General features: G+C 40.8%; 23 protein-coding genes. All 23 read right to left on the bottom strand.

All coding sequences use genetic code 11. The features are described from left to right. Nucleotides 1–4 precede the first annotated feature (4 nt). The 23 genes from BIV16_RS03445 to BIV16_RS03335 all read right to left on the bottom strand — a co-directional run bounded on the left by BIV16_RS03445 (nt 5) and on the right by BIV16_RS03335 (nt 22954). Entirely contained in the window at nt 5–3070 is a 3066-nt protein-coding gene (locus BIV16_RS03445) for an ATP-binding protein (protein ID WP_143524695.1), read from the bottom strand. A 15-nt stretch (nt 3071–3085) separates the two neighbouring features. Continuing rightward, nucleotides 3086–4705 (bottom strand): flagellar assembly protein A, encoded by a 1620-nt coding sequence (locus BIV16_RS03440; protein WP_075679334.1) that lies wholly within the window; start codon nt 4703–4705, stop codon nt 3086–3088. A 190-nt stretch (nt 4706–4895) separates the two neighbouring features. Next, nucleotides 4896–5126 carry a KH domain-containing protein gene (locus tag BIV16_RS03435; protein WP_075679335.1) on the bottom strand — a complete coding sequence of 77 codons (231 nt, stop codon included), beginning with the start codon at nt 5124–5126 and terminating at the stop codon, nt 4896–4898. 18 nt (nt 5127–5144) lie between these two features. Then, nucleotides 5145–5390 carry a 30S ribosomal protein S16 gene (rpsP, locus tag BIV16_RS03430; protein WP_075679336.1) on the bottom strand — a complete coding sequence of 82 codons (246 nt, stop codon included), beginning with the start codon at nt 5388–5390 and terminating at the stop codon, nt 5145–5147. Between the two features lie 35 nt (nt 5391–5425). Next, nucleotides 5426–6775 (bottom strand): signal recognition particle protein, encoded by a 1350-nt coding sequence (ffh, locus tag BIV16_RS03425; protein WP_075679337.1) that lies wholly within the window; start codon nt 6773–6775, stop codon nt 5426–5428. 1 nt (nt 6776) lies between these two features. Next, nucleotides 6777–7121 carry a YlxM family DNA-binding protein gene (gene ylxM, locus BIV16_RS03420; RefSeq protein ID WP_075679338.1) on the bottom strand — a complete coding sequence of 115 codons (345 nt, stop codon included), beginning with the start codon at nt 7119–7121 and terminating at the stop codon, nt 6777–6779. A gap of 71 nt (nt 7122–7192) precedes the next feature. Next, on the bottom strand, nt 7193–7555 hold the full coding sequence (locus BIV16_RS03415) for a hypothetical protein (protein ID WP_075679339.1): 363 nt from the start codon (nt 7553–7555) through the stop codon (nt 7193–7195). Nucleotides 7556–7573: 18 nt separating this feature from the next. Beyond that, nucleotides 7574–8785: a threonine ammonia-lyase gene (ilvA, locus tag BIV16_RS03410; protein WP_075679340.1), complete on the bottom strand. Its 1212-nt coding sequence runs from the start codon at nt 8783–8785 to the stop codon at nt 7574–7576. A gap of 57 nt (nt 8786–8842) precedes the next feature. Then, the gene (ftsY, locus tag BIV16_RS03405) at nt 8843–9784 is read right to left on the bottom strand and encodes a signal recognition particle-docking protein FtsY (protein ID WP_075679341.1); all 942 of its coding nucleotides are present in this window, start codon (nt 9782–9784) and stop codon (nt 8843–8845) included. Nucleotides 9785–9870: 86 nt separating this feature from the next. After that, nucleotides 9871–13431: a chromosome segregation protein SMC gene (smc, locus tag BIV16_RS03400; protein WP_075679342.1), complete on the bottom strand. Its 3561-nt coding sequence runs from the start codon at nt 13429–13431 to the stop codon at nt 9871–9873. A 23-nt stretch (nt 13432–13454) separates the two neighbouring features. After that, entirely contained in the window at nt 13455–14144 is a 690-nt protein-coding gene (gene rnc / locus BIV16_RS03395) for a ribonuclease III (RefSeq protein ID WP_075679745.1), read from the bottom strand. Between the two features lie 133 nt (nt 14145–14277). Continuing rightward, nucleotides 14278–14511 (bottom strand): acyl carrier protein, encoded by a 234-nt coding sequence (acpP, locus tag BIV16_RS03390; RefSeq protein ID WP_075679343.1) that lies wholly within the window; start codon nt 14509–14511, stop codon nt 14278–14280. A gap of 2 nt (nt 14512–14513) precedes the next feature. Beyond that, entirely contained in the window at nt 14514–15548 is a 1035-nt protein-coding gene (plsX, locus tag BIV16_RS03385) for a phosphate acyltransferase PlsX (RefSeq protein ID WP_075679344.1), read from the bottom strand. A 115-nt stretch (nt 15549–15663) separates the two neighbouring features. Continuing rightward, the gene (locus tag BIV16_RS03380; RefSeq protein WP_075679746.1) at nt 15664–16317 is read right to left on the bottom strand and encodes a YesL family protein; all 654 of its coding nucleotides are present in this window, start codon (nt 16315–16317) and stop codon (nt 15664–15666) included. Nucleotides 16318–16517: 200 nt separating this feature from the next. After that, entirely contained in the window at nt 16518–16697 is a 180-nt protein-coding gene (gene rpmF / locus BIV16_RS03375) for a 50S ribosomal protein L32 (protein WP_075679345.1), read from the bottom strand. A gap of 4 nt (nt 16698–16701) precedes the next feature. After that, nucleotides 16702–17244, bottom strand: a complete 543-nt coding sequence (locus tag BIV16_RS03370; protein WP_075679346.1) for a YceD family protein — start codon at nt 17242–17244, stop codon at nt 16702–16704. Nucleotides 17245–17359: 115 nt separating this feature from the next. Beyond that, nucleotides 17360–18553: an acetate kinase gene (locus BIV16_RS03365; protein ID WP_075679347.1), complete on the bottom strand. Its 1194-nt coding sequence runs from the start codon at nt 18551–18553 to the stop codon at nt 17360–17362. A 157-nt stretch (nt 18554–18710) separates the two neighbouring features. Next, the gene (locus tag BIV16_RS03360; protein WP_075679348.1) at nt 18711–19268 is read right to left on the bottom strand and encodes a hypothetical protein; all 558 of its coding nucleotides are present in this window, start codon (nt 19266–19268) and stop codon (nt 18711–18713) included. Beyond that, nucleotides 19265–19924 (bottom strand): ATP-binding cassette domain-containing protein, encoded by a 660-nt coding sequence (locus BIV16_RS03355; protein ID WP_075679349.1) that lies wholly within the window; start codon nt 19922–19924, stop codon nt 19265–19267. Before BIV16_RS03355 ends, BIV16_RS03360 begins: the two co-directional genes overlap by 4 nt. A 9-nt stretch (nt 19925–19933) precedes the next feature. After that, nucleotides 19934–20743 (bottom strand): hypothetical protein, encoded by an 810-nt coding sequence (locus BIV16_RS03350; protein ID WP_075679350.1) that lies wholly within the window; start codon nt 20741–20743, stop codon nt 19934–19936. Between the two features lies 1 nt (nt 20744). Further along, the gene (locus BIV16_RS03345) at nt 20745–21476 is read right to left on the bottom strand and encodes a hypothetical protein (protein ID WP_075679351.1); all 732 of its coding nucleotides are present in this window, start codon (nt 21474–21476) and stop codon (nt 20745–20747) included. Then, entirely contained in the window at nt 21466–22254 is a 789-nt protein-coding gene (locus tag BIV16_RS03340; protein ID WP_075679352.1) for a hypothetical protein, read from the bottom strand. The genes BIV16_RS03345 and BIV16_RS03340 overlap by 11 nt, the downstream gene beginning before the upstream one ends. Beyond that, complete coding sequence (locus BIV16_RS03335) at nt 22232–22954, bottom strand: hypothetical protein (protein ID WP_075679353.1); 723 nt, start codon at nt 22952–22954, stop codon at nt 22232–22234. Before BIV16_RS03335 ends, BIV16_RS03340 begins: the two co-directional genes overlap by 23 nt. Between the last annotated feature and the right edge of the window lie 50 nt (nt 22955–23004).

The following is a 23004-nucleotide window of genomic DNA, read 5'->3' as shown; positions in this document are numbered from 1 at the left end:
CCAGTTAACCCTCTTGTTCTTTTTGGGTAAGTATTCCCTCAATACGTTCTACCGTCTCTGAAAATGCGACATTTCGCACTGCATCTCTTAGCTTTTGCCAGTCCTCTTCATATCCTTCTGGTGCACTCATCGACTCTGTCTCCTTCTCCCATGCAAAAAAGTCTTCCATCTGGAAAGTCTCTGCCGCTTTTTTTAAGCGTCTTAGGCTCTCCTTAAATTCTTCCATGGAATAAACTGTCTTTGGCGGTTGCGCATCCGTATGGAAAAAGTCTGCCAGAATATCCTGTGTCCACTGATACAGCTCCAACAAATGTCCGGTCTGCTCCCACGCCATTTCTACCTTGCCTGCATTGGAAAGATTCTCTAAGCGTTTTGCCTCCTCGGAAAGCTCCGTCGCACCGATAATCTTTGCAGAACTCTTTAATCCATGTACCGTAATGGTATAGTTCTTCTCATCGTGCTCCCTGCAATATTTTTCAATTTTCTCAAGATTTTGTGGAATCGAATCAAAAAAGATACGAAGTGTCTCCACATACATCTCTTTATTTAACAGATATGCTTTGGCAGATTCGATATCTATTCCCGGAATCTCAAAATACCAGTCGTTCTTCGCATCTGTTTCGCCCGTGTTTTCTTCCCCGGACTTTTTCTTTTTGTCCCAGCCCTTCTTCTTTGGAATCAGTTTTTCCTGTGGCAGCCATTTGGTCACAGCATCTACCAATGTCTTTTCTTCCACCGGTTTACTGATATAATCCTGCATGCCCTCCTGCAAAAACTTCTCCCGCATACCGGAAAGTGCATTGGCTGTCAGTGCAAGAATCGGAACCTTTTTGTAATAAGAATCCCCTGTCGTATCTGCCAGTTTTCGAATCTCTCTGGTTGCAGCAATTCCATCCATTCCAGGCATCATATGATCCATCAGAATCAAATCATAATGATTCTGTAACGTGAGGTCAATTGCCTCCTGCCCGCTCTCTGCCGTATCAATCTGCATCTTCATCACTTCCAAAAGTCCTTTTGCAACCTGTAGATTCAACATCACATCATCTACAATCAAAACTCTTGCATCCGGCGCAATCAGAATATTCTCTTCCTCCTGCTCGAATAGAAGCTTCTTTTTCTGCAGATACACTCCGACGCAGGCATCATCTGCCATCTTTTGCTCTAACACGAAATAGAACTTAGAACCTTTTCCATATACGCTCTCAAGTTCGATTTTACTGTTCATAGACTCAAGTAATTTTACAACAATACTCATGCCAAGTCCAGTGCCTTCTATATTCCGGTTTTTCTCAGAATCCAAACGTTCAAACTTTTTGAACAGACGTTCTCTGTCCTCTTCCCGGATACCGATTCCGGTGTCCTCCACGACAAACAAAATTTTACAGGATGCCTCATTTTTCTCAACAACCTTCACTTCCAGTTTGACGCCGCCTTCTTTGGTGTACTTTACTGCATTCGTAAGCAGGTTGACCAAAACCTGGCGAATCCGGACTTTATCCCCAATCAGATACTTTGGCAGCTTTTCATCTATCACGACATCCAACGTTAAATTCTTCTTCTGTGCAAGCGCACGTATCATACTTGTCACATTGTCGATTGCCTGTTCTGTGCTGTATTCTGCTTCCTCTAATTCCAGTTTGCCAGACTCTAACTTAGACAAATCTAAAATATTATTAATGATATCAAGCAGCGAATTTCCCGCATTCTTAATACTGGCTGCATATTCTTTCGTCTTTTCTTCCTCGGAATCTCTTAAAATCAGGTCGTTAAATCCCAAAATTGCATTTAACGGCGTACGGATATCATGGCTGGTATTTGCAAGGAAGTTCGATTTTGCGCGGCTTGCCTCCGTCACCATAAAGTTCTCCGATGCAAGTTTTAACCCGGAATGAATCGCCAGCGATGTAATATAGAACACAATTCCAATGGTCGGAAGTATGGTATCATCGTTAAACTTCAACGTAAAATTCGTAATATATTTTAATACTTCCATCAACAGCAACGGACTAAGCAGAATAAAACCGACAGATGGAATCCACCAAAAGAATCCCCCGCCTTCTTTTCCGTTGCTGCGTTTGTCCACAATCAAATCACAGGTCTGGATATATCCCAGGTAAATGGTCTCGAACGCAATCATAATCTGTGTTACAATAAGCGTCTCAGATATATCAAAGATGTGCAGAAAATGGCACGCATTGTTAAAAAGCCATACAAAAAGTGGAACGATGGCTGCTATTCTTGCACGCTTTCTGGTCTTCTCCCTCTTTCCATAGGTAAAATAAAGTGCAATTGGAACCGGTGCCAATGTTAAAAACTCAAATGCCAGCACACTAAACATTCTCTGGTTTGGGAAAATGAACTGTAAACATCTGGTTTCCGTAAACTGCCAGCAGGCAATTGTAAACGTAAATAACGCCAAACACAGACACTCATTATATTTTGCATGTGTGGAAATGGAAAGCACAATCCATAATGCCAGCAAGATTGCAGATAATAACAGCAAAATTGTTCCACCAATGATATTGCCCATCTTTTCTTTTAAAAGATTTACAAAAAAGGTTCCACGATCCCCAATAAACACCTCACCCGGTGCTTTTAAATACTTTAACACGTTTCCGTCTAATACAATTTTTACCTGCTTGTGGGAATCTTCCTTTGTAAGATGCACCTCATCCCACACGGTACCCGGAAGCGGAAATGCAGTCTCATTAATGGCGCCATCTTTTCCTTCTCCCTGATCATATACCAGTTCATCTCCGATATAGATTTTGGCATTTGTATGTCTTGCCCGGTAAAATAAGGACATTCCCGTATCCACTGCCGGGAGCGTGTTTGTCAGGACTAACTGATGTGCATCCTCCACTTCAAGGTCAGTCGGTAAATCTGTAATTCCTTTTGTGCCATCCGAAAACTGATAGTTCCACGGAAGTTCAAATTTTAAACTTTCATAACGCTCAAAACGATACTGCTCTCCGCTCTGACTCGCCATATAGATAAAAAGAATACTGATACCCGCCAGTACAAAATACAGTACGACGTTCCATTTCTTCTTCCAAAATTTTTTCACGGCATTCACCCAATCCTATTTTTGCTCTTTTGCAAAGAAGTCCCCGATAATCTGAAGCAGTTCGTCTTTTTCCAATGGTTTCATCAGATATTTCTGCGGATACAGACTTAAACACTTCATAATCACCTTTTTATCCGTCACGCTTGTCAAAAAGAAAACCGGAATATCTGCTTTTTCATTCTTCATCGAACGAATCCTTAAAAGGAGCTCACTTCCATCCATTTCCGGCATCAGATAATCAAGCAGAATCAGGTCTGGTTTATTCTTTTCTAAGAATTTTAAAGCATCCGCTCCCGAACTTACCACTGCTACATAATAGTCGGATACCAGATAGGTATACTGTGTTTTTAAGAAAAGCGGGTCATCATCCACCACAAGAATCAGTTTCTTTTCATCTGGATTCTTCTCCTTGACAAGATGATGTTCCTCTTTGAACTCTTCTGCCATCTGCAAATCAGACTGGGTTTCTAGTTCTGCTAAAACATCCTTGTAAACGTAAGAGCCAATCTCATAGCGTTCCAGTCCTTTGCTTGTCAGATGAAGCTCTCCTTGCTGAAGGCGGCAGTCTGTATCTGTAACACCATTGATTTCCACCTGTGTATAAGGGAACACCTTATCCTGTACAACGATTCTTGCATATTCCCTGCTCCAGACGTCTGTACTTAAAATACGCAAAATGGTATTACATCCCTTTTCATTTCCAACTCTCACCGCAGAAATACTTTCATCTGCCTGCACTTCACCACCAAGAATCGTTCCATTTCTTCCCTCAACAACAACATTGTTTTCTGATACAACCTTCGCATTGATGATATGTCCAGCCTGTACATCCCCACCCGCGTAAATGTCTGCCTCCTCAATAAAATTGGCGGTAACGGTACCACCTGCCGAAATCTTTGCCTTTTCTTTTCCGTGGATTCCACCATGACAGATGATATCCCCGGATACTTTAATCTGTACGGCATCCATTTCTCCACAAACTTCAAGGTTTCCACCAATCTCCATCGTGACACCATCTTTGATATCACCATCCACAATGACATCTCCGATAAAGTTAATCATACCGGTTGCATAGCCTGCATTTCCATTGATTTCCAACCGGCTCATAACCTCCAGACAATTGCCTTTTAGCGCAATACGGCCACCCTCTTTGGCATAGAAATCATTACCCCTTTGTTCAACCTTGGAAAGCGAAAGTTTCTTAGCATCCTTCGACGCAATTGGCGCAATCGTAGAACCAAAAACAGTGATTCCATTTTTACCTGGAACTGGCGGATGGTACGTCATAACCTTATCTCCCTTATTCACAATCTGAATGTTTGGAGAGTAATCTACACTCCCATCTTCACGAATCTTTGGCTTCATCTCTTTGAAATCTTTATCAAACATGAATTCATACCAGCCGTCTTTTCCTTTTACCGCAGGAACCCCTTTTGCCACAATCCATCTTTTTCTGTAAATCTCATAGTGAAGCAGTTCATTGATTTTCTGTTCCTGGATTCCTGTATTGATGCCCCTGTTGGAAAGTTCCTGCATAATCAGGTTTCTCGTAATCTGTGTCTTTCCATCCGTATAAACTGTAACCGCCACCGACATTGAATCTCTTGCTATCTCAACCACCAATCGTCCATGCATAACTTTCTCCTCTCTACTGTTAAAAACTACATTTGTAGTTTTCCTGTATCCTCATTTGTATCATTACCATAATTCCACCAAAAACGAAATGGATTACTTGCATATATCTAATACTATTTTACCACATCCGTATTTTTGAAAAAAGAGGTAGAAAAAAAGAGTATCGCCATAAACGATACTCTTTTCGGTGTTATTGCATAATTTCTACAACAACTTTCTTTTCTTCTTTTGAGGCCGCAGCTTTTACAACAGAACGGATTGCTTTCGCAATACGACCCTGTTTGCCGATCACTTTACCCATGTCGGACTGTGCTACTCGTAATTCCAATACAATGCTCTTCTCATTCTCAGTCTCTGTTACCTGAACTTCCTCTGGGAAATCAACAAGAGCTTTGGCAATTACTTCAACTAACTCTTTCATTAGGTTCACCTCGCTGTCTTATTTTTCGATACCAGCGTTTTTGAAGATTCTTGCAACTGTTTCAGTTGGCTGTGCTCCGTTAGCTAACCATTTCTTAGCTAATTCTTCATTTACATGATATTCGCTTGGATCTTTAGTTGGATCATAAGTTCCAATCTCTTCGATACATCTACCATCTCTTGGGGATCTGGAATCTGCAACGACGATTCTATAGAAAGGAGCTTTCTTCTGTCCCATTCTTCTTAATCTGATCTTTACTGCCATTACTTTCACCTCCTGTAATTTGTGTTAATTATTTATTAAAAAGGAAGTCCTTTAAACATTCCTCTTTTTCCTTTTTTCATCATGCCAGGCATCTGCTTCATCATCTTGCGTGCCTGTTCAAACTGTTTTACCAGACGGTTTACCTCTGCGATATCAACGCCTGCGCCCTTTGCAATTCTGTGCTTTCTGCTGACATTCATAATGGACGGATTCCGTCTTTCTTCCAATGTCATGGAATAAATGATTGCCTCGGTGCGTGCCATATTCTTCTCTGCCTGTTCTTCGTCAATCTGTGGCATCTTCATGCCCTGACCAAGCCCCGGCATCATGCCAAGAATACTGGAAAGTCCACCCATCTTCTTCATCTGACTCATCGAATCCAAATAATCCTCAAAGTCAAATTCTGCTTTTTTCATCTTCTGTTCCAGTTTCTTCGCTTTTTCTTCATCGAAGTCTTCCTGGGCTTTTTCAATGAGGGTAAGCACATCACCCATACCTAAAATTCTCGATGCCATACGGTCCGGGTAGAACTGCTCTAAATCGGACAACTTCTCACCCATACCGACATAAAGAATCGGTTTTCCGGTTACAGCACGGATAGAAAGTGCCGCACCACCTCTGGTATCACCGTCTAACTTGGTTAATACCACGCCGTCAATGCCAATCTTTTCATCGAACATTCCGGCTACATTCACCGCATCCTGACCGGTCATGGAATCCACAACCAATATTGTCTGTGACACTGCGATGTTCTCTTTTATCTCAATGAGTTCCGCCATCATCTCTTCATCAATGTGAAGACGTCCGGCAGTATCAATGATTACTACATTAAAATCATTCTTTGTCGCATGTTCTATGGCTGCTTTTGCAATATCAACCGGCTTGTTCTTATCGCCCATTGCAAAAACTTCTACCCCCTGTTTCTCACCGTTAATCTGCAGCTGTTCAATCGCTGCCGGACGGTAAACATCACATGCTGTAAGAAGAACTTTCTTGCCTTTTGTCTTAAGCTTTCCTGCAATCTTTGCAGTTGTGGTCGTCTTACCTGCACCCTGTAAACCAACCATCATAATGATTGTCAGTTCTTTTCCGGGACGAAATGCAATCTCTGTCGTCTCAGAGCCCATAAGCTTGACCATCTCTTCATTTACAATCTTAATGACCATCTGACCCGGATTCAATCCGTTCATGACATCCTGACCGATTGCACGCTCCTGAACCGACTTTGTGAACTGTTTCACAACCTTGAAATTGACATCCGCTTCTAAAAGTGCCATCTTGACTTCTTTCAACGCAACTTTTACATCATCTTCTGTCAAACGACCCTTTCCACGAAGGTTCTTGAATACATTTTGAAGTTTTTCAGATAAACTGTCAAATGCCATCTTATAGCTCCTCTAAAATCTGATTCGAAATCTGTTCGATTTCTTCCATGATTGCTTCGTTGTGTGTCTGATGGAACTGCTTGGTCAGCTGGTGAATCTCACCCACCATGTTCTTCGCTGACTGAAACTTTGCAATCAGATGAAGCTTCTCTTCATATTCCTCTAATGACTTCGTACAGCGCTTAATCAAATCGTGTACGCCTTGTCTCGATATTCCTTCTTCCAATGCAATCTCACCGAGAGATAAATCCTCAAAAACAAACTTCTCATAGACTTCTCTCTGATGCGGATTCAGCAACTCTCCATAAAAATCATAGAGATATGTCTGTTCTACTTTTTCTTCCATCATTTATCACCTGACATAGAATACCATAATAAAAAAAAGGTGTCAAGTATTTTTTCTTGACACCTTATCTTTTAAAATAACACCGCCATCTGTACGATAACGCAGGCTGCGCTCGCAATCGAACAGAGGCCATATATTTTTTCAATTTTTCCTTCTGTTTGAAAAAATCCAATTGTTGTAAAAACAAATACATCTGTACATGCAATCAGAGGCCATGTGTAAAATCCAAAACTGGCACCATTTACTTTTGCAACCAGAAATGCCACAAGAAATCCGCTTAAAAGAACTGCCAGTAAAATCAGAATCTCAGCGAAAATCCTTGCACCGCTCTTCTTTTGCGCTTCCTCTCTTCGCAAATCTTCGATGGTCTTTACTTCGCCCTCTCCTAATTCCGGTCCAAGTTCACGTTCTTCTCTTGATTTTGGTTTCCACATAACTTTCCCCTCCCCGATTTACAAACTGGTTCGAACAAGCTTTGGCTTATAGCCTTCCTTCTCTAACGCTTTGATAATCTGCTTCTTATGATCTGTTCCAAAACTTTCTAAGGTAATGCGTAACTCTACGGCTGCATTACGGTTTGTTGACACGAACTGGTTGTGTTCAAGCTTGATGACATTTCCCTGTTCCTTTGCAAGGATTCCAGATACCTTGCAAAGTTCTCCCGGCTTATCCGGCAACAATACGGATACGGTAAAGATACGGTCACGGAAAATGAGTCCCTGCTGAACAACAGATGACATGGTAATTACGTCCATATTTCCACCACTTAAGATGGATACGACCCGTTTATCTGATACATCAAGATGCTTTAATGCTGCCACTGTCAAAAGTCCTGAGTTCTCCACCACCATCTTGTGATTTTCGACCATATCCAAGAATGCTGCCACTAACTCGTCATCCTCTACGGTAATGATATCGTCCAGGTTCTTCTGGATGTATGGGAAAATCTTGCTTCCCGGTGTCTTTACTGCAGTACCGTCTGCAATTGTATTTACGGTCGGAAGTGTTGTGACTTTTCCTGCTGCAAAAGATGCCTGCATACAGTTTGCACCTGCCGGCTCTACACCAATTACCTTAATCTTTGGATTTAACAGTTTTGCAAGGGTGGAAACACCGGTAGCAAGTCCGCCTCCTCCGATTGGAACCAGGATGTACTCTACCAATGGAAGTTCCTTAAAAATCTCCATCGCAATTGTTCCCTGTCCGGTTGCAACTGCAAGGTCATCAAACGGATGGATAAAGGTATAACCATGTTCATTGGCAAGTTCATAGGCCTTCTGACATGCTTCATCATAAACATCTCCGTAAAGCACGACATCTGCTCCATAACTCCTGGTACGGTTTACCTTAATCAACGGTGTTGTGGTCGGCATTACGATGGTTGCCTTACAGCCATAGCATTTTGCAGCATAAGCAACGCCCTGTGCGTGGTTACCTGCGGAAGCGGTAATCAGTCCCTTTTCTCTTTCTTCCTCAGACAGGGTACTGATTTTATAGTAAGCACCACGAACCTTATAAGCTCCGGTAAACTGCATATTTTCCGGTTTTAAATAAACCTTGTTTCCTGTCTGGTTACTTAAGAAATCGCTATAAATCAACTTTGTCTCAGAGGTAACCTCTTTTACTTTTTCACTTGCTTCTTCAAATTTGTCTAATGTCAGCATTTCACTTCTCCTCGTCTTTGTTGCCATGATGGCATATTTTCAGTCGTCTAAAGGCGGCTATGCTTCCTGTTCTTCTGTCTCGAATAAGGCATTTACAAATTCATCTGCATCGAATTTCTGCAAATCATCAATTGTCTCGCCCACTCCAATGTATTTCACCGGAATTCCAAGCTCTGAATGAATCGCAACTGCGATACCACCCTTTGCTGTACCATCCATCTTGGTTAAGATAATTCCGGTAATCTGCGCACACTCGGAAAATTCCTTCGCCTGTGCCAACGCATTCTGTCCGGTTGTCGCATCCAACACGACAAGTGTCTCACGATAGGCATCTGGATATTCTTTCTCTAAAATACGGTTAATCTTTTTTAACTCTTCCATCAGATTCTTTTTATTGTGGAGTCTTCCTGCCGTATCACACAACAAAACATCTGCGTTTCTTGCCTTTGCAGCTGCAACTGCATCAAAAATTACGGCCGCAGGATCTGCTCCATCCTGTCCGCCAATCATCTCCACTCCGGCACGGTTTGCCCACTCGGACAGCTGGCTTCCCGCTGCTGCACGGAAGGTATCTGCCGCTGCAAGAACCACTTTTTTGCCCTGATCTTTCAGTTTGCCGGCCAATTTACCTACGGATGTAGTTTTACCAACGCCGTTTACACCGATGACAAGTACGACGGATTTCTCATTTTCAAAACGGTATGCCGTCTCGCCGACATTCATCTGCTCCTTGATACTGTCAATCAAAAGCTGCTTACATGCACTTGGCTCCTTGATTTTCTGCTCTTTTACTTTCTGTTTCAGATCTTCTATGATTGCTTCCGTTGCACGTACCCCAAGATCTCCCATAATTAAAATTTCTTCAATCTCTTCATAGAAATCATCATCAATACTGGAAAATCCACTAAAAATGGAATCGATTCCAGAAACGATGTTATCTCTTGTCTTGCTTAACCCGGATACCAGGCGGCTCCAGAAGCCTTTCTTTTCTTCAGCCATATTCTTTCCTCTCTTCTATTTCACTTTAAAGCGTTAATAGGCTTATACAAATATTATCCTACCTTGCCACATTTTGCAATCCCTACTTATTTATCAAGTTCATCTTCAATCAGATTGACAGAAACTAATGTCGAAACACCCTTTTCCTGCATCGTGATACCGTATAACCGGTCTGCTGCCGCCATGGTACCTCTTCGATGCGTAATGACGATGAACTGTGTGTTCTTCGTAAGTTTGTGTAAATATTTTGCAAAACGGCTGACGTTTGAATCGTCGAGTGCCGCCTCAATCTCATCCAAAAGACAAAATGGAGATGGTTTCAGATTCTGAATTGCAAATAACAACGAAATTGCCGTTAAAGATTTCTCTCCACCGGACATCTGCATCATATTCTGAAGTTTCTTTCCTGGCGGCTGCGCAATGATACGAATGCCACACTCCAAGATATCCTCATCCTCGACAAGCTCAAGGCTTCCCTTTCCACCGCCAAACAATTCTTTGAATACCTTGTCAAATTCTTTTTGAATCTCTGCAAACTTCTCTAAGAACTGTTTGCGCATGCCGGTATCTAATTCTTCGATGATATTTACAAGCGTCTGTTCTGCCTCTATCAAATCATCATGCTGTCCTTTTAAAAAGGTGTAGCGCTCTGAAATCTCTTTGTAATCCTCAATCGCATTGACATTGACATCTCCAAGTTTTCGTATCTCATCCTTGATATTGGCAATCTCTTTTTTCAGTTCAGACAGATTCTGGTATTCCTCATTCCGAAGCTCCATCGCAGCGTGAAGCGTCAGCTCATATTCTTCCCACATGTAGTTATTCTGGTAAGTATGAGCGTCTTCTAATTTTTCCCGCTGACTGTTCAGACGGAAAATCTCTTTTTCAAGTTCGGTAATCTCTTTTGAAATCTCTTCCTGTTTCTGGAAAAATCCCTTGTAAGAAGCGGACAACTCTTCCTTCTTATTAAGTGCTTCCTGCAACTCGTTGGCAAGATTCTCATTGGCACCATCGGAAGCAAGAATGGTCTTTTTGATTTCTTCGATATCCGATAACTTCTTTTGTACCTCTTCTTTTGCTTCCTCTGCCTCTTTTTGCACCTGCTCACATTCTGCATCAAACTTGGCAAGTTCCGTTTCAATTCGTTCTATATTAAGTGTCACAAATTCTGCCTTCTGACGAAGGTTAGCCTCTTCTAACTGAATCTTTGACAGTTCATTTCCCGCTTTTTCAATGACAAGATCCTGCTCTTCTAATTCCTTTTGATATGCTTCATTTTGAACGCCAATCTCTTTTTCACGGGCAAGCGCGTCTTCGCTCTCTTTGGCAATCTTCGCTTTCTCCTGCTCGATTTCTGCTAACTGCCCTTCCATTTCCTTATGTTCTGTCTGAAGTCCCTGGTAAACAGTCTCACTCTCATTTTTCTTGGAGACAACACGGTCTACATTCATCTTCGCCGTATTCTGGGCAAGAATCATTTCCTGTAAATTCTTACGATTCTCTTCCATATCGTCCGCAAGAAGTGCCTGCGCGGTCTTTATCTCTTCTAACCGCTTTCTGCTGTCTTTTACTGCGTCATCTAAATCCTGTACTTTTTTCTCTAATTCCTCTACTTCACGTTTTCTTGCAAGTAAGTTGCTGCTGTTCTTAAATGCACCACCTGCCATCGAACCACCGGGACTTAGGTATTCTCCCTCTAATGTTACAATATGTAAAGAATAATGATTCTTTCTGGCAAGTGCAATGGCATGGTCAATATTTTCCGTTACCACAACGCGCCCCAACAGATAGGCGATGACGCCTTCGTATTTCGCATCTGTTTTTACCAGGGTATTTGCAAGGCCAATGACTCCTTTTTCTTTTAGGGCGTCGTGATTTTTGAAATTACCTCTTCCATCTACACTTGTAATTGGAAGGAATGTTGCACGCCCAAAGCGGTTTGCCTTCAAATAGGAAATCATTTTCTTTGCAGTCTCTTCATCCTCGGTTACGATATTTTGAATGTTACCGCCTAATGCTGTCTCAATCGCAATCTCGTACTTCTTATCTACCTGAATCAAATCCGAAACGACTCCCAGCAGTCCTTTGTTGGCTGCCTTTTGCTCCATCACTTTTCGGATACTGTTCCCGTAACCGTCATAGCGTTCCGCAATATTTTTTAAGGATTCTAATCTGGACTGGTTTTTGTGATATTTTGCAAGCGACTCCTCCAACGTCTTCGTCGTCTCGATGGACTTCTGTTTCCATTCGCGGCGCTCGTTTTCCATCTTCGCAGACTTTTCGCGGAGTTTCGCAATTTCCTGGTTTGTCTCATCTAACTTAAGCTGGTACTCTTCTAACACTGATTCCAAATCGGTCTCTTCGGATTTTCTTGCTAAAAGTCTCTGATTTAACTGCGCTCTGCGGATGTTAATCTGTTCCACCATCGTGTCATTTCTTTGAATTCTCGCCTTGATGGAAGCTTTTTGATTTAAAAGCTGAATCAGTTCATTTTTGCCGTTCTCAATTTCTTCCTTTAACTTTGCAGCCTTTTCCTGGACTTCCTGATACTGATTCTGTGCAGTCTCTTTTCGTTCTGAAATATTTGTAAGCTGACCGTCTAAATCCGCCTTTTCTTTCTCATACCCGGACTTTGTAGAAAGACGCTCCTTCTTCTCGCTCTCGATGGTCTCTAAGCGCTTTCTCATATGTTCATCCGTCATTTTTGCAGTATGAATCTGCTCATTTAAGACGTTAATCTGTCCTTCTAATTTTCCTTTTGTCACACTGGAATTGCTGATGGTATCACGAATAGACGTGATTTTCTCCTCGATTGCCTCGACATCACGCTCCATCTTTTCATATTCCGATTTGATATTGGTGTAAGTCTCATTTTTCTCTTTTAACTGACCATCTGCAATTTGGAAATTGTCCTGCACCTCTTTTAACTGTTTGTCAATGCGCTCCATTTCAAGAAGGAACATATTCACGTCAAAGGTTTTTAATTCTTCCTTTTTCTTAAGGTAGATTCTCGCCTTTTCTGCCTGCTTTTCCAACGGGCCAACCTGGCGCTCTAACTCCGACAGAATATCATTTACACGTACCAGATTTTCTCTTTCATTCTCGAGCTTTTTCTGTGCGGTTGCCTTTCTCTTTTTATACTTGACAATTCCGGCCGCCTCGTCAAACAGCTCTCTTCGCTCCTCTGGCTTACCATTTAAGATTCGTTCAATCTGACCCTGTCCAATAATGGAATACCCTTCTTTTCCAATACCGGTATCGTAAAAAAGTTCTGTCACATCCTTTAATCGGCATGGATTTCCATTCAGCAGATACTCACTCTCACCGGAACGATACACTCTTCTTGCGACCGTAACCTCCTCAAACTCAACCGGGAGTGCATGATCTGAATTATCCATCGTGATTGCGACATAAGCGTAACTTAATGGCTTACGGTTCTCCGTTCCTGCAAAAATAATATCCTGCATGCTTGCACCACGCAGCTGCTTTGCACTTTGTTCACCCAGTACCCACCGAACAGCATCTCCAACATTACTTTTTCCACTTCCGTTCGGACCTACAATTCCTGTAATTCCATTATGAAAATCAAATACAATCTTGTTTGCAAATGATTTAAATCCATGTACCTCAATGCTTTTTAAATACATATTCCGTCTCCGTTTTCGCTGTATTATTTTTCCGTTGGCTTCAATTTCAGCAATGCCTGATATGCTGCCTGCTGTTCCGCAGCTTTTTTGGTGTGGCCAACTCCATGTCCAATCACCTTATCCCCAATCAATGCTTCCACACTAAATTTCTTATCATGGTCCGGTCCTTCTTCTGCCACCAATTCGTAGTGGAGTGCTTCATTGTAATTTCCCTGAACCACTTCCTGAAGGATAGTCTTGCTATCATAAAAGAGTTTTTTATGCTCAATATCCGTCATAATAAATTTGTGGATAAACTCTTTTGCATTAGTAAAACCACCATCTAAGTAAATTGCGCCAATCACTGCCTCTAACGCATCGGAAAGAATTGATTTACGTGTTCTTCCGCCTGTCAAATCTTCTCCTTTTCCAAGGTATAGGTATTTACCAAGTTCCAATGGTTCCGTACATAGCGCTAATGTTGGCTCACATACGATGCTTGCACGTAATTTTGTCAAATCGCCTTCTGGGAGATCCGGGTACTCACGATATAAGAAATCACTTGATACCAGCTCTAACACAGCATCCCCTAAAAATTCCAGTCTTTCATTGTCAGAACCTTTTTTCATGTGTTTTTCGTTTGCGTAGGAACTGTGTGTCAGTGCCTGTCTTAACAAACCTTTTTGGTTAAAGCTATAACCTATTTTTTCTTCTAATTCCTGTTGTTTTGCCATTTCTACTCCATCTCTTTCTTCCTGCAAGTTTCTTTTTTCACTACTTGCGTTAATTGAAAAGAAAAAGCCCTCCATAACATAGGATAAAGGGCTTTTCTTCTCGTCACTGTGTTCTCATGTATACAAAGTCGTTTTACTGATTTACAGCATTTTTAATCTGCTCTACTGCATCTGCAACTGTTACGATGCTTTCTGCTGCTTCGTTTTGAATCTCAATATCGAATTCTTCTTCTAATCCCATGATAATCTGGAAGATATCCAAAGAATCTGCTCCAAGATCATCTACAAATGTAGTTTCCATTGTAATTTCTGCCTCGTCTACGTTTAAGACCTCTGCAATAATTTTCTTAAGCTTTTCAAATTCCATTGTTATAATTCCTTTCTATTTTCGTCTGACTCTTTATTTACTATATTTTTCTTAATCTTACCATTGATGTCCTGTTCTTTAAACGTTACACACTGGTAGATTGAATTGGTAATTTCTTTTGCCTTGGCACTTCCATGTGTCTTTACTACAAGACCATTCAATCCAAGCAGCGGAGCACCACCATATTGTGTCGCATCAAAAGTCTTTAAAGTTCCTTTTAACGCTGGAAGAGCCAATGCTGCACCAATCTTACTTCTTAGTGTGCTCATCATACCCTTCTTAATTACACCAATCAAAGTGGAACTTAATCCCTCATATAATTTTAAGATAACATTTCCTACAAAAGCTTCGCACAAAATAACATCCGCTTCTCCGTGTGGAATCTCTCTCGCCTCGATACTTCCCACGAAATTGATATCCTCACACTCTTTCAAAAGCGGAAATGTCTCTTTCACAAGTGCATTTCCCTTCTCTTCCTCTGCTCCAATATTGACAATTGCAACACGCGGATTCTTAATTCCAACGACATGTTCCATATAAAGGGAACCCATCTTTGCAAACTGCACCAGATGAGATGCTCTTGCATCAACATTTGCGCCGCAGTCAATCAGTAAAGATACTCCTTTTTCTGTTGGAATCAATGGTGCTAGCGGTGGTCTCTCGATTCCTTTAATTCTTCCGACAATAACCTGTCCGCCAACCAGAATCGCTCCTGAACTTCCTGCTGAAACAAATGCATCCACCTCTTTTTGCTTTACCAGGTTCATTCCAATTACAATCGAGGACTGCTTCTTCTTACGGACTGCATTTACCGGTGGTTCTGCTGTTTCTATCACTTCTTCCGCATGGATTACTTCAATCTGCTCCTTCGGATAGTTATATTTCTCAAGTTCTTCCTTCACGACATCCTCTTGGCCTACCAGAAAAACTTTGATGTCTTCTCTTCCTAAAACTGCATCCACTGCACCTTTTACAATCTCGCCGGGTGCATTGTCGCCTCCCATAGCATCCACTGCTATTTTCGTCACATCCTGCATTCTTTCCTTGCCCCTTTCGCCTCGTGGATTCTTACATATTTTCCATTATCTCCACAAGCCTCTTAAAAAATATACTATAACTTATTCTATAAATCAATACGAAATGCAAAAGAAACTAATTCAAATATTCCCGATTTCGTTCATCCTCTTCCTTGATATCTTCTTCCGACATATATTTGCGGAAAATCTTTTCAAAAATAAGATTCATAAGACATGTCACAAATCCTGGAATCAGCACTGCCAAAAACGGCATCATCCAGATTGCAAAAATGGATGCCGCCAAAATCAAAAATAAAAGTAATGTTTTTCCAAAATCTGCCACTGCCATCAACAGTGCATTTTTCATAATGTTTTTCATCGTATTCTGAAAACGCGAAATATAAGTCAAGGCATACATGACCCACATCATATCAAATGCAATGAATACCAAAAATACAAAAAGTAAATTGCCGATTGCATTTCCAGCCTTTAAGCTTCCCCACATAATATAGGTATCCGCGCCTAAAAATACTGCGATTACCCAGAATACCAGCCAGACAATCGTGGACTGTTTAAAACAGTTTGCAAAAGAATGAAAGAATTCCTTTGTCACATAACCATGATTGTTCCGAATTACCTTGTTGATGGTGTAATACATTGCAGATGAAGCAGCTCCCATTGTAACGATTGGCAGGCTGCAAATCAACCATAAAATGCTTACCAGGACGCAATCTACAATTTTATTTAATCCCTGGAAAAATTTGTTATCCCAATTTAAAATATCTCCCATTTTATATACCTTCTCTTTCTTTTTTCTTGTAAAAGAAATCCTGCAAGCAGGATTCTCCGCCTGCGGCGGGTCGCATTTGCGACATTGTTCAACTCCGCCGCAGTGCAATCCTCGCGGAGCCTTTTTCATATAATAGGAATGAATTTTCCTATTATATGAAAAAGGCTCCCCAGTGAAGCCGGGAAGCCTTATTCAGTGGATTAGTCCTGAGCGATAATCTCTTTTTTGTTGTATGAGCCACAGTTTTTACATACTCTATGAGGCATCATCAACTCTCCACATTTGCTACATTTTACTAAAGCTGGAGCAGTCATTTTCCAGTTTGCTCTTCTTTTATCTCTATGAGATTTTGATGATTTATTTTTTGGACAAATTGACATTTACTTACACCTCCTTAAATTTGTTAAAGACATCTTGGATAGCTGCCATTCTTGGATCAAGTTCTGTTCTCTGGCATCCGCATTCACCCTTATTCAGGTTATGTCCGCAGACTTTACAAATTCCTTTGCAATCATCCTTGCACAGAACTTTCATCGGCCAGTTAACCAAAATCTCTCTATAGATCAGTCTATCTACATCTAGATTGAATCCAATCAGGTAGTCTGTATCATCCATTTCATCTTCGCGGTCATCTTCAGCCACATTCTCAACCAGTTCTTCGTTCAATGGAAGATCCTTGTCGATGTCGAAATGAATTGTTGTCGGAACCTCTTCCAGACAACGGTCACATGGAATTGCAATCACAAAATTGGCTTCACCCTGAATAAGCAAATGCTTGTTCTCCCGGTTTGCAATCCGTAACTCAATCGGTGACTTATTTAAAATAGGAAAATCACCCATCTTTGATTGAAAAGACTCTAACTCAATCGAAACGGTTCTACACACCTCTTTGTTCTCACAAGATAAAACGTCTGTAATATCAATCATTATGGCTCTCTCCTATATCTTGTTGCGAAACAACCCAAGTCATTTCACACCTAACCAATTATACATAGGCAAACTTGATTTGTCAACAACTTTTTCCACAAGTTTTTGTGGAAAACTATTTTACCAATGCTACTGTCTCACGTGCAATTGCAAGTTCCTCATTTGTAGGAATAACTGCAACTTTTACCTTAGAATCCTCTGTGGAAAGAACCACTTCGTCTCCGAATGTTGCCATATTTAAGTCTTCTTTGATGGAGATTCCAAGATATCCTAAATATTCACATACCTTGCTGCGGACCATTCCGGCATTTTCACCGATACCTGCTGTAAATGCGATGGCATCTACACCGTTCATCGCTGCTACATAAGCGCCAATGTATTTTGCAATACGATAACAGAATACTTCAACGGCATCGATTGCCAATTCATTTCCTTCTTCGACTGCTGCTTTCAAATCACGGAAATCAGATAAACCACCTGTCATTCCCTGTAAACCGGACTTCTTATTTAATACAGTCATCAGTTCTTCGATATCAAGGTTCTCTTTCTTTGCAATGAATTCCATGATAGCCGGATCGATATCACCGGAACGTGTTCCCATGACAAGACCTTCAAGTGGAGTAAGACCCATGGAAGTATCAACACATTTTCCGTTTAAAACAGCACTGATAGAAGCACCATTTCCTAAGTGTGCAACGATAATCTTAGAATTGTTTAAATCCATTCCAAGGAATTCTGCTGTACGTTTGGAAACAAAGCTGTGGCTTGTTCCGTGGAATCCGTATCTTCTTACTTTGTATTTCTCATAATATTCATGAGGAAGACCGTAAAGGTATGCTTTCTTCGGCATTGTCTGATGGAATGCTGTATCGAACACGCCAACCATTGGTACGTTTGGCATCAATTCCTTACAAGCATCAATACCGATTAAGTTTGCAGGATTGTGAAGTGGTGCAAGATCGTTACACTCTTCGATTGCCTTTAATACGTCTGGAGTAAGTACTGTAGATGCTGCAAATTTCTCTCCACCATGTACGACACGATGACCTACTGCATCAATTTCAGAAAGGCTCTTGATTGCACCTGTCTTTTCATTTACAAGGGCATCCAATACCATCTGGATAGCCTGTTTATGTGTAGGCATAGCAGCTTCTGTGATTTCTTTGTCACAGCCTGCTTTCTGGTAAACTAATCTTCCATCGATACCGATTCTCTCGCAAAGACCTTTTGCCAATACGTTTTCAGATTCTGAATCGATTAACTGATACTTTAATGATGAGCTTCCGCAGTTGATTACTAATACGTTCATATTTGTTCTCCTCATTTCTACTCGTTGTTTTCGCATTACAATATGTTATAATACGCATATATATTTAGTATACTCCCAAATTGTATTTGATTCAAGACAACACTTTGTGTTTTGTGTATAAATTTGGGTACAGCTTGTAGTTCTGATTTTTCTTTTGTCATTTACATTTCCATCTCTTTTTTACCGGATAACGCTCATTTACAAGGAAAAAGTTTTCTTCCTCCATCCCATTCCACTGTTTTTTTGAAAACTGCATCTTATATATCACATACCCCAGCGTCTGCTCTTTTTTCTCATTTGGAGATAACGTAAGTTCCATCTCCTGATTCTCGTCTGTATTACAAAATACCTCCGGTGCAAGTCCATTACAATAAGTGTTTGTTTCCAGATAAATATCATATAAGGATACCGCCTGTTCTTCGTCCGTTCGATTTTCCAGTTCGACGTCAACCTTACAAACGCGGTACTCATATCCTTCTTCCATTTCCTTTGCGAAATCTTCCCCATATGCTTTGCGGGCTTCCTCTTCCGATTGTAGCTTTGCATCCAAAACTTTGAGATAAATACCGTCCTTCATTTCAGCAGTTTCTCCAAAGCTTATCTTCTCCTTTTGAACCTGCGGATACTTCTGATTTATCTGAACGATTTTTGCGGCCACTCCCACTGATACCACTAATAGTACAATTCCAATTCCGATTTTTACTCCCTTTTTCATTCTGCCTTCTCCTTGGTTGGTTGAAATCTTCCGGTTATCTTTCCATTTTCAACCCTGAATATCTCATCTGCTAAAAGTGACAATTCTTCAGCATCATGGGAAGCAATCACAATCAATGCCCCTCTTTCCTTTCGTTTTTTTAATATATCCCGCAATGCCAGCACACTTTTTTCGTCTAATGCATTCGTCGGCTCATCCAGCAAAATCAAATCTGGTTCTTCCATGATTGCAGCGGCGATTCCAAGCTTTTGTTTCATGCCAAGCGAGAACTGCCGGAACTTTTTTTCTCCAGCATCCTCAAGTCCTACTTCTTTGATTGTCTCGTAAATTTTTTCATCCTCTATCTTGTGTTGAATTTCTGCTAATACCTTTAGGTTCTGAAATGCCGAGTAACCATTTACAAATCCTGGATTTTCAATCAATGCTCCTACGCTTTCGGGAAAATCCCTGTCTTTTCCCAAAACTGCTCCATTTACTGTAACGCTTCCCTCCGTTGGAATCAGCAGACCGCACATCGCCTTTATCAACATTGTTTTTCCAGAACCGTTCTTTCCCTGTAATCCATATATATTTCCTTTTTCTAATTCCAGTGATATATGGTCTAAAATCATATTGTTTTTTATTTTTTTTGAAACCTGTTTCAATTCCAGATACATCCTATTCTCCTATCGTTCCATCTTTTTTATATATTTGTTTCCCAGGAAACAAATCGTCATCATTGCAGCCACGCACAGAGTCACCCCTATTATGGAAGAAACCCCTTTTTCACCAATGAAAGCACGATTTCTCTCTATCATGCTATAATTGCCCAGCAAAAGCGGATTACACCAATAAAGTGACGCCAACAGATATCCACAGCTTACTATTATTGCTATCATCGGCGAAACTACCAGTTCTAAAAAGATTTGTCCTAGTCCAATTACTGTACTCACAAGAACCGGCATCAAAAATATTTGTATGATACCATTTGCATTTGTAAGGCTCCCGATTCCTCCTACCCATATTTCAGATGTCGGTTCCAGTTGAAGGCTCCCGGTAGCAATTGCAAAGCAGCTTAAGATTCCATAGAACAATCCATAATAGAGCAGGGTACTTAGGAACACCCAGACACATTTTCCATACCACCATATTGACTTTTTCCCAATTCTAATGAAAAGTTTATATCCGTTTTGTTCTAAATCCGTTGCCGTATATTTTGCTATAAGTATCAGATAACTCATCTGCAATGCCATCCATTCAAACGGCATTGCCATCTGCCGTTCCCGATTCGTATATTGGATTGGCTGTATTCCGCGCATCCATTTAATAAGATAGTTTCCAAATGATGGCTCTGTAAAGAATTTTTGTTTTACACATTCTGCTTCCTGCCCTGCCTCCATTGCACATACCAGCAGTATCAGCATTCCAACAAACAGATATTTCCACCATTCATGTAAAATTCCCATTTTTACGTCATATCTTATCTGTTCCTTCACCTTAAAATTCCTTCCTTTTTACCCAATACAGGATTCGTGCCAAAAGCAACCCATTCACACCTGCTGCCACTATAAAAGAAACCACCCATCCAGATGGCTTCCGCCAAAATGGATAGTCCACACTTATCGTCCGAAGAATCAGTGGGATTCTCACATCCCCTGCCTCCAGGAAACAAATCCCTACACTTACTAAAATACCATATATGATGTTTTTCCCGCTCCACCAGCAATCTAACAATATGAATAGGAAAACAAAGTTTCTTGCAAATAATATTATTGCATTCAGGAAGATCACAAACAGCAAACTTCCATGTTCCAAAACCTGCTTTGTCATCACACAATAATAGCTATTTGCACTCGTCCAGTTCATTCCCGTTTTTCCATGCATTGCTCCGTATATCCAGGTAACCACAATTCCCACCGTGCATAATAAAATGCTCCAACAGCCGCCTTTTAATAATTGCATTTTCAAAATATATTTCTTATTCTGGTAACGTAACACCTGCATTTCATTGTGGTATTCTCTCATCAAAAACACAATTCCCACTAAAAATGGGAACATTAAAAACATATTGTAACAATTCGGTGCAGAAAGCAACAGCTGCATATCCGCCTGCGAAAAAATGGACAGGTTTACCGGCGAACCCATGTCATATAAATAATGTAGATACATGGTATATCCGCAAATCAGATACAAAACAGGAAATAGGAAAAATCCTTTTCTAACCCTCATAGCGTTTTCCCTTCCAATGATATATTGCAAGAACAATGATTGAGTTTGCAAGAATAAGTATCAATGAATCTACTTTTTCAATCCCCATTCCGGGAATCAAAAAGTAATTTGGTGAATATACCGACGTGTTTAAGATTCCTCCCAGACAATATAAAAAATAAAATATGACGTACGGAATCAAAAGTGCAATGAATTTATAATTCGCCCAGTAGCAAAATATCGATACACTTAACGCAAGCATTCCACCTACGGAGAAATCAAACATCAGATAAATTATGGTATAAACCATTGGATGTAAGTAATACAACTCACTTCCTAATTCTGCTGTCAAAGGTCCTATCGCAACATACGGGTCTGGCAACGTCAGTGGTCGAAACATCGCTGTCAAAATAAAATTCAGCACTAACGGAATCGTTACACACATTCCACCCGAAAGAAATACCGCCATTCCTTTTCCCATAAAATATGTTTTTCTGCTGCATCGAAGCATTACGTTCTTCATGTATCCAGACTTTAAATCATCGTAGAATGTTCCTGCAAACGGTATTACTGCCAAAAGCGGGAAAATCAGGAAATACCAGTAGGATTGCATCCTGTATGAACTTGCGCCCATCCAGCTGACATATACATTTTGCGGAAGTTCCCATTCTCCCATCTCCATGCACCATACATTCTGCCAAAAATGCCACACCGCAATGCCACATCCAAAGAATAACGCTGCCTTAAAATTCATTCCCCGAAAAATCCTTCTCCACTCATTTTTCAGTAATGTTCCCATTGCACGCATCCTCCATTGTCTTTAAAAACACCATACTGTATTCCTCTGGTTTCACATATTCCAATCCTACCCCCGTCGGATCCATATCCAGCAAAAAGTGATTTTCTTTTGTCATTAACGAATCCTCCGTCACGAAAATCAAATCTGTCGTTACCTCTTCCCCTTGCGGTAACTTGTATTGATAGATATCATTATCCTCCCGCTCTTTCTCACTATAATCATTAAATATGCTTGCAGACACTAATTCTATTGACCCAATTCTTAGCTCATCATCATTAAAAAAAGATAGCCAAAACATATTCCACCAGAAGTCATAGTTCCCATCATCCTTAATAGTTACATTGATTACAACATAAGAAACATCCTCCGTAATCCTGCCGTTTTCATCTACTTTTGGGATTTCCCCTGACATATTATACCAGTCTCCGGTCTGTTTCGTTATCTGTACACTGTTTACCTTATAGGTTAACGAGCCTTGCTGGTTCTCCTCCCCCTCCTGTACAACTTTGCACCCTCTGGTAGCTGTCTCTATTTCTGCATCCAGAGACTCATTGGACGCTGCTTTCTTTTGATTTTTTGTCTCTGTCCCTGCGTTATTCTGACTTCCTGTTTCTGCTTTGTTTTGCGCGCATCCTGCCAGACAGCACATCAGTACCATACAGGCTGCGACGATGATACAGGTTCTTAATTTTTGTTTCATAACACCCTCCATTTTTATTACTTTAGAGCAAGGGAATGTATTTTTCACAT

The organism is Roseburia sp. 831b, assembly GCF_001940165.2.
Lineage (GTDB): Bacteria > Bacillota > Clostridia > Lachnospirales > Lachnospiraceae > Roseburia.
Note: the sequence above shows the minus strand (reverse complement) of the source record. Positions and strands in the feature narration are given on the sequence as shown.